The organism is Acinetobacter sp. YH12152, from assembly GCF_013418285.1.
Taxonomy (GTDB): Bacteria; Pseudomonadota; Gammaproteobacteria; order Pseudomonadales; family Moraxellaceae; genus Acinetobacter; species Acinetobacter amyesii.
Genome location: NZ_VPCH01000082.1, coordinates 1 through 7815, shown reverse-complemented (window position 1 = coordinate 7815; position 7815 = coordinate 1). Strand labels below are relative to the sequence as shown.

Here is a 7815-nt window from a genome sequence, read left to right as displayed (position 1 = left end):
GGCCAGGCCTCAGCATTTTATTATGGTGATCCCCTGGGCGAAATGCGCCTGGTAAGCAGAGTTTTTGAAATGTAAGGCCTTTGAATAAGACAAAAGGCTGCCTCATCGCTAACTTTGCAACAGTGCCACATCAAGGCCCGATCCTTGGAGCCCTTGCCCTCCCGCACGATGATCGTGCCGTGATCGAAATCCAGATCCTTGACCCGCAGTTGCAAACCCTCACTGATCCGCATGCCCGTTCCATACAGAAGCTGGGCGAACAAACGATGCTCGCCTTCCAGAAAACCGAGGATGCGAACCACTTCATCCGGGGTCAGCACCACCGGCAAGCGCCGCGACGGCCGAGGTCTTCCGATCTCCTGAAGCCAGGGCAGATCCGTGCACAGCACCTTGCCGTAGAAGAACAGCAAGGCCGCCAATGCCTGACGATGCGTGGAGACCGAAACCTTGCGCTCGTTCGCCAGCCAGGACAGAAATGCCTCGACTTCGCTGCTGCCCAAGGTTGCCGGGTGACGCACACCGTGGAAACGGATGAAGGCACGAACCCAGTGGACATAAGCCTGTTCGGTTGGTAAGCTGTAATGCAAGTAGCGTATGCGCTCACGCAACTGGTCCAGAACCTTGACCGAACGCAGCGGTGGTAACGGCGCAGTGGCGGTTTTCATGGCTTGTTATGACTGTTTTTTTGTACAGTCTATGCCTCGGGCATCCAAGCAGCAAGCGCGTTACGCCGTGGGTCGATGTTTGATGTTATGGAGCAGCAACGATGTTACGCAGCAGGGCAGTCGCCCTAAAACAAAGTTAACTCGAGGGAGAAATCGTGAAGTTATCACTAATGGCTGCCAAGTCGAAGAACGGTATTATCGGTAATGGACCAGATATTCCATGGAGCGCCAAAGGCGAGCAACTTCTATTTAAGGCAATTACATATAATCAATGGCTTTTAGTTGGACGCAAAACTTTTGAGTCAATGGGCGCTCTCCCAAATCGAAAGTATGCAGTTGTAACTCGCTCTAATTTTTCTACGAATGATGAGGGTGTAATGGTTTTCTCCTCAATTCAGGATGCCTTAATAAATTTAGAGGAAATCACGGATCATGTTATCGTTTCTGGTGGTGGTGAAATATACAAAAGCTTGATTTCCAAAGTAGATACTTTGCATATTTCAACAGTCGACATCGAGCGAGATGGAGACATAGTTTTTCCTGAAATCCCAGATACATTCAAGTTGGTATTTGAGCAAGATTTCGAGTCTAACATTAACTATTGTTATCAAATCTGGCAAAAGAGTTAACAAGCGCCTGCAATCTGACCTCCGGTTACTGTCACCTTTTTTTGCGGTGGAGCTGCAAAAAAGGCGCCATTAACCTCCGGCAGTTGAGGCGGGCGTTAGCCATATTATGGAGCCTCATGCTTTTATATAAAATGTGTGACAATCAAAATTATGGGGTTACTTACATGAAGTTTTTATTGGCATTTTCGCTTTTAATACCATCCGTGGTTTTTGCAAGTAGTTCAAAGTTTCAGCAAGTTGAACAAGACGTTAAGGCAATTGAAGTTTCTCTTTCTGCTCGTATAGGTGTTTCCGTTCTTGATACTCAAAATGGAGAATATTGGGATTACAATGGCAATCAGCGCTTCCCGTTAACAAGTACTTTTAAAACAATAGCTTGCGCTAAATTACTATATGATGCTGAGCAAGGAAAAGTTAATCCCAATAGTACAGTCGAGATTAAGAAAGCAGATCTTGTGACCTATTCCCCTGTAATAGAAAAGCAAGTAGGGCAGGCAATCACACTCGATGATGCGTGCTTCGCAACTATGACTACAAGTGATAATACTGCGGCAAATATCATCCTAAGTGCTGTAGGTGGCCCCAAAGGCGTTACTGATTTTTTAAGACAAATTGGGGACAAAGAGACTCGTCTAGACCGTATTGAGCCTGATTTAAATGAAGGTAAGCTCGGTGATTTGAGGGATACGACAACTCCTAAGGCAATAGCCAGTACTTTGAATAAATTTTTATTTGGTTCCGCGCTATCTGAAATGAACCAGAAAAAATTAGAGTCTTGGATGGTGAACAATCAAGTCACTGGTAATTTACTACGTTCAGTATTGCCGGCGGGATGGAACATTGCGGATCGCTCAGGTGCTGGCGGATTTGGTGCTCGGAGTATTACAGCAGTTGTGTGGAGTGAGCATCAAGCCCCAATTATTGTGAGCATCTATCTAGCTCAAACACAGGCTTCAATGGCAGAGCGAAATGATGCGATTGTTAAAATTGGTCATTCAATTTTTGACGTTTATACATCACAGTCGCGCTGATAAGGCTAACAAGGCCATCAAGTTGACGGCTTTTCCGTCGCTTGTTTTGTGGTTTAACGCTACGCTACCACAAAACAATCAACTCCAAAGCCGCAACTTATGGCGGCGTTAGACATCATGAGGGTAGCGGTGACCATCGAAATTTCGAACCAACTATCAGAGGTGCTAAGCGTCATTGAGCGCCATCTGGAATCAACGTTGCTGGCCGTGCATTTGTACGGCTCCGCAGTGGATGGCGGCCTGAAGCCATACAGCGATATTGATTTGTTGGTTACTGTGGCCGTAAAGCTTGATGAAACGACGCGGCGAGCATTGCTCAATGACCTTATGGAGGCTTCGGCTTTCCCTGGCGAGAGCGAGACGCTCCGCGCTATAGAAGTCACCCTTGTCGTGCATGACGACATCATCCCGTGGCGTTATCCGGCTAAGCGCGAGCTGCAATTTGGAGAATGGCAGCGCAATGACATTCTTGCGGGTATCTTCGAGCCAGCCATGATCGACATTGATCTAGCTATCCTGCTTACAAAAGCAAGAGAACATAGCGTTGCCTTGGTAGGTCCGGCAGCGGAGGAATTCTTTGACCCGGTTCCTGAACAGGATCTATTCGAGGCGCTGAGGGAAACCTTGAAGCTATGGAACTCGCAGCCCGACTGGGCCGGCGATGAGCGAAATGTAGTGCTTACGTTGTCCCGCATTTGGTACAGCGCAATAACCGGCAAAATCGCGCCGAAGGATGTCGCTGCCGACTGGGCAATAAAACGCCTACCTGCCCAGTATCAGCCCGTCTTACTTGAAGCTAAGCAAGCTTATCTGGGACAAAAAGAAGATCACTTGGCCTCACGCGCAGATCACTTGGAAGAATTTATTCGCTTTGTGAAAGGCGAGATCATCAAGTCAGTTGGTAAATGATGTCTAACAATTCGTTCAAGCCGACCGCGCTACGCGCGGCGGCTTAACTCCGGCGTTGGGCGCACAATAAGGCTCCTTGCAGAGTTGCTTGAAAGTTGTTACGATTCAAATTTAATCATGAGATAGTCAGCAGATGAGCACTTCCAAGAACGCAGACAAGTAAGCCGCAGCAACCTTCATTTTTCGGTTGTTGCGGCGTTCTCATGAATCCTTTTGCTCTACGGGAGCGCCGCCAAATCCTTTGTTCAAGGAGATGGTTTCGTGCGCTCAAAAAACTTTAGTTGGCGGTACTCCCTTGCCGCCACGGTGTTGTTGTTATCACCGTTCGATTTATTGGCATCACTCGGCATGGACATGTACTTGCCAGCAGTGCCGTTTATGCCAAACGCGCTTGGTACGACAGCGAGCACAATTCAGCTTACGCTGACAACGTACTTGGTCATGATTGGTGCCGGTCAGCTCTTGTTTGGACCGCTATCGGACCGACTGGGGCGCCGCCCCGTTCTACTGGGAGGTGGCCTCGCCTACGTTGTGGCGTCAATGGGCCTCGCTCTTACGTCATCGGCTGAAGTCTTTCTGGGGCTTCGGATTCTTCAGGCTTGTGGTGCCTCGGCGTGCCTTGTTTCCACATTTGCAACAGTACGTGACATTTACGCAGGTCGCGAGGAAAGTAATGTCATTTACGGCATACTCGGATCCATGCTGGCCATAGTCCCGGCGGTAGGCCCATTGCTCGGAGCGCTCGTCGACATGTGGCTTGGGTGGCGGGCTATCTTTGCGTTTCTAGGTTTGGGCATGATCGCTGCATCTGCAGCAGCGTGGCGATTCTGGCCTGAAACCCGGGTGCAACGAGTTGCGGGCTTGCAATGGTCGCAGCTGCTACTCCCCGTTAAGTGCCTGAACTTCTGGTTGTACACGTTGTGTTACGCCGCTGGAATGGGTAGCTTCTTCGTCTTTTTCTCCATTGCGCCCGGACTAATGATGGGCAGGCAAGGTGTGTCTCAGCTTGGCTTCAGCCTGCTGTTCGCCACAGTGGCAATTGCCATGGTGTTTACGGCTCGTTTTATGGGGCGTGTGATACCCAAGTGGGGCAGCCCAAGTGTCTTGCGAATGGGAATGGGATGCCTGATAGCTGGAGCAGTATTGCTTGCCATCACCGAAATATGGGCTTTGCAGTCCGTGTTAGGCTTTATTGCTCCAATGTGGCTAGTGGGTATTGGTGTCGCCACAGCGGTATCTGTGGCGCCCAATGGCGCTCTTCGAGGATTCGACCATGTTGCTGGAACGGTCACGGCAGTCTACTTCTGCTTGGGCGGTGTACTGCTAGGAAGCATCGGAACGTTGATCATTTCGCTGTTGCCGCGCAACACGGCTTGGCCGGTTGTCGTGTACTGTTTGACCCTTGCAACAGTCGTGCTCGGTCTGTCTTGTGTTTCCCGAGTGAAGGGCTCTCGCGGCCAGGGGGAGCATGATGTGGTCGCGCTACAAAGTGCGGAAAGTACATCAAATCCCAATCGTTGAGAGAATGTGGCAAGCTATCGCCCAACAAATCGCTGCAGCCGACCCAAAACCGCTACGCGGTTTCGGTCGGCTGAGCTCAGGCGTTAAACATCATGAGGGAAGCGGTGATCGCCGAAGTATCGACTCAACTATCAGAGGTAGTTGGCGTCATCGAGCGCCATCTCGAACCGACGTTGCTGGCCGTACATTTGTACGGCTCCGCAGTGGATGGCGGCCTGAAGCCACACAGTGATATTGATTTGCTGGTTACGGTGACCGTAAGGCTTGATGAAACAACGCGGCGAGCTTTGATCAACGACCTTTTGGAAACTTCGGCTTCCCCTGGAGAGAGCGAGATTCTCCGCGCTGTAGAAGTCACCATTGTTGTGCACGACGACATCATTCCGTGGCGTTATCCAGCTAAGCGCGAACTGCAATTTGGAGAATGGCAGCGCAATGACATTCTTGCAGGTATCTTCGAGCCAGCCACGATCGACATTGATCTGGCTATCTTGCTGACAAAAGCAAGAGAACATAGCGTTGCCTTGGTAGGTCCAGCGGCGGAGGAACTCTTTGATCCGGTTCCTGAACAGGATCTATTTGAGGCGCTAAATGAAACCTTAACGCTATGGAACTCGCCGCCCGACTGGGCTGGCGATGAGCGAAATGTAGTGCTTACGTTGTCCCGCATTTGGTACAGCGCAGTAACCGGCAAAATCGCGCCGAAGGATGTCGCTGCCGACTGGGCAATGGAGCGCCTGCCGGCCCAGTATCAGCCCGTCATACTTGAAGCTAGACAGGCTTATCTTGGACAAGAAGAAGATCGCTTGGCCTCCCGCGCAGATCAGTTGGAAGAATTTGTTCACTACGTGAAAGGCGAGATCACCAAGGTAGTCGGCAAATAATGTCTAACAATTCGTTCAAGCCGACGCCGCTTCGCGGCGCGGCTTAACTCAAGCGTTAGATGCACTAAGCACATAATTGCTCACAGCCAAACTATCAGGTCAAGTCTGCTTTTATTATTTTTAAGCGTGCATAATAAGCCCTACACAAATTGGGAGATATATCATGAAAGGCTGGCTTTTTCTTGTTATCGCAATAGTTGGCGAAGTAATCGCAACATCCGCATTAAAATCTAGCGAGGGCTTTACTAAGCTTGCCCCTTCCGCCGTTGTCATAATCGGTTATGGCATCGCATTTTATTTTCTTTCTCTGGTTCTGAAATCCATCCCTGTCGGTGTTGCTTATGCAGTCTGGTCGGGACTCGGCGTCGTCATAATTACAGCCATTGCCTGGTTGCTTCATGGGCAAAAGCTTGATGCGTGGGGCTTTGTAGGTATGGGGCTCATAATTGCTGCCTTTTTGCTCGCCCGATCCCCATCGTGGAAGTCGCTGCGGAGGCCGACGCCATGGTGACGGTGTTCGGCATTCTGAATCTCACCGAGGACTCCTTCTTCGATGAGAGCCGGCGGCTAGACCCCGCCGGCGCTGTCACCGCGGCGATCGAAATGCTGCGAGTCGGATCAGACGTCGTGGATGTCGGACCGGCCGCCAGCCATCCGGACGCGAGGCCTGTATCGCCGGCCGATGAGATCAGACGTATTGCGCCGCTCTTAGACGCCCTGTCCGATCAGATGCACCGTGTTTCAATCGACAGCTTCCAACCGGAAACCCAGCGCTATGCGCTCAAGCGCGGCGTGGGCTACCTGAACGATATCCAAGGATTTCCTGACCCTGCGCTCTATCCCGATATTGCTGAGGCGGACTGCAGGCTGGTGGTTATGCACTCAGCGCAGCGGGATGGCATCGCCACCCGCACCGGTCACCTTCGACCCGAAGACGCGCTCGACGAGATTGTGCGGTTCTTCGAGGCGCGGGTTTCCGCCTTGCGACGGAGCGGGGTCGCTGCCGACCGGCTCATCCTCGATCCGGGGATGGGATTTTTCTTGAGCCCCGCACCGGAAACATCGCTGCACGTGCTGTCGAACCTTCAAAAGCTGAAGTCGGCGTTGGGGCTTCCGCTATTGGTCTCGGTGTCGCGGAAATCCTTCTTGGGCGCCACCGTTGGCCTTCCTGTAAAGGATCTGGGTCCAGCGAGCCTTGCGGCGGAACTTCACGCGATCGGCAATGGCGCTGACTACGTCCGCACCCACGCGCCTGGAGATCTGCGAAGCGCAATCACCTTCTCGGAAACCCTCGCGAAATTTCGCAGTCGCGACGCCAGAGACCGAGGGTTAGATCATGCCTAGCATTCACCTTCCGGCCGCCCGCTAGCGGACCCTGGTCAGGTTCCGCGAAGGTGGGCGCAGACATGCTGGGCTCGTCAGGATCAAACTGCACTATGAGGCGGCGGTTCATACCGCGCCAGGGGAGCGAATGGACAGCGAGGAGCCTCCGAACGTTCGGGTCGCCTGCTCGGGTGATATCGACGAGGTTGTGCGGCTGATGCACGACGCTGCGGCGTGGATGTCCGCCAAGGGAACGCCCGCCTGGGACGTCGCGCGGATCGACCGGACATTCGCGGAGACCTTCGTCCTGAGATCCGAGCTCCTAGTCGCGAGTTGCAGCGACGGCATCGTCGGCTGTTGCACCTTGTCGGCCGAGGATCCCGAGTTCTGGCCCGACGCCCTCAAGGGGGAGGCCGCATATCTGCACAAGCTCGCGGTGCGACGGACACATGCGGGCCGGGGTGTCAGCTCCGCGCTGATCGAGGCTTGCCGCCATGCCGCGCGAACGCAGGGGTGCGCCAAGCTGCGGCTCGACTGCCACCCGAACCTGCGTGGCCTATACGAGCGGCTCGGATTCACCCACGTCGACACTTTCAATCCCGGCTGGGATCCAACCTTCATCGCAGAACGCCTAGAACTCGAAATCTAACGTCCGTTCGGGCATCGAGGTCCATGTCGGGGTGGGACGGGCCCGTGGCTTCAAGATCACTTGCAGTCCGACCGCGAGGCACTGTTGCAAAGTTAGCGATGAGGCAGCCTTTTGTCTTATTCAAAGGCCTTACATTTCAAAAACTCTGCTTACCAGGCGCATTTCGCCCAGGGGATCACCATAATAAAATGCTGAGGCCTGGCC

At 52.6% G+C, this 7815-nt stretch carries 6 protein-coding genes and 5 pseudogenes; 9 read left to right on the top strand and 2 right to left on the bottom strand.

Annotation, left to right across the window (positions count from 1 at the left end; genetic code table 11):
* Positions 1–75 (top strand): annotated as a pseudogene (locus FTU83_RS16405) (IS6 family transposase); the annotation flags it as partial.
* A gap of 53 nt (positions 76–128) precedes the next feature.
* On the opposite strand, the pseudogene intI1 reads toward FTU83_RS16405, so the two are convergent.
* A pseudogene (intI1, locus tag FTU83_RS16400) lies at positions 129–665 on the bottom strand (class 1 integron integrase IntI1); the annotation flags it as partial.
* A gap of 155 nt (positions 666–820) precedes the next feature.
* On the opposite strand from intI1, the gene dfrA16 reads away from it, so the two are divergent.
* The 8 genes and pseudogenes from dfrA16 to FTU83_RS16360 all read left to right on the top strand — a co-directional run bounded on the left by dfrA16 (position 821) and on the right by FTU83_RS16360 (position 7611).
* Positions 821–1294, top strand: coding sequence for a trimethoprim-resistant dihydrofolate reductase DfrA16 (gene dfrA16 / locus FTU83_RS16395; RefSeq protein ID WP_032490158.1), 474 nt, complete (start codon positions 821–823; stop codon positions 1292–1294).
* A 164-nt stretch (positions 1295–1458) separates the two neighbouring features.
* A complete protein-coding gene (locus FTU83_RS16390) occupies positions 1459–2325 on the top strand; it encodes a PSE family carbenicillin-hydrolyzing class A beta-lactamase CARB-2 (protein ID WP_001931474.1) in 867 nt (288 codons plus the stop codon).
* A 117-nt stretch (positions 2326–2442) separates the two neighbouring features.
* Positions 2443–3281: pseudogene (locus FTU83_RS16385) on the top strand (AadA family aminoglycoside 3''-O-nucleotidyltransferase).
* A gap of 214 nt (positions 3282–3495) precedes the next feature.
* Positions 3496–4755 carry a chloramphenicol efflux MFS transporter CmlA6 gene (locus tag FTU83_RS16380; RefSeq protein ID WP_001256773.1) on the top strand — a complete coding sequence of 420 codons (1260 nt, stop codon included), beginning with the start codon at positions 3496–3498 and terminating at the stop codon, positions 4753–4755.
* Between the two features lie 92 nt (positions 4756–4847).
* Positions 4848–5686: pseudogene (gene aadA1, locus FTU83_RS16375) on the top strand (ANT(3'')-Ia family aminoglycoside nucleotidyltransferase AadA1).
* Between the two features lie 116 nt (positions 5687–5802).
* Positions 5803–6150 (top strand): quaternary ammonium compound efflux SMR transporter QacE delta 1, encoded by a 348-nt coding sequence (locus FTU83_RS16370; protein ID WP_000679427.1) that lies wholly within the window; start codon positions 5803–5805, stop codon positions 6148–6150.
* Positions 6144–6983 carry a sulfonamide-resistant dihydropteroate synthase Sul1 gene (sul1, locus tag FTU83_RS16365; RefSeq protein ID WP_000259031.1) on the top strand — a complete coding sequence of 280 codons (840 nt, stop codon included), beginning with the start codon at positions 6144–6146 and terminating at the stop codon, positions 6981–6983. The genes FTU83_RS16370 and sul1 overlap by 7 nt, the downstream gene beginning before the upstream one ends.
* A gap of 127 nt (positions 6984–7110) precedes the next feature.
* Positions 7111–7611: a GNAT family N-acetyltransferase gene (locus FTU83_RS16360; RefSeq protein WP_000376623.1), complete on the top strand. Its 501-nt coding sequence runs from the start codon at positions 7111–7113 to the stop codon at positions 7609–7611.
* Between the two features lie 129 nt (positions 7612–7740).
* Here the strand turns inward: FTU83_RS16360 and FTU83_RS16355 are convergent.
* Positions 7741–7815: pseudogene (locus FTU83_RS16355) on the bottom strand (IS6 family transposase); the annotation flags it as partial.

Excerpts from the sequence above, each read along its gene's own strand:
- FTU83_RS16390 (WP_001931474.1), top strand. The coding sequence starts at position 1,459 with ATGAAGTTTTTATTGGCATTTTCGCTTTTAATACCATCCGTGGTTTTT.
- FTU83_RS16370 (WP_000679427.1), top strand. The coding sequence starts at position 5,803 with ATGAAAGGCTGGCTTTTTCTTGTTATCGCAATAGTTGGCGAAGTAATC.
- sul1 (WP_000259031.1), top strand. The coding sequence starts at position 6,144 with ATGGTGACGGTGTTCGGCATTCTGAATCTCACCGAGGACTCCTTCTTC.
- FTU83_RS16360 (WP_000376623.1), top strand. The coding sequence starts at position 7,111 with ATGGACAGCGAGGAGCCTCCGAACGTTCGGGTCGCCTGCTCGGGTGAT.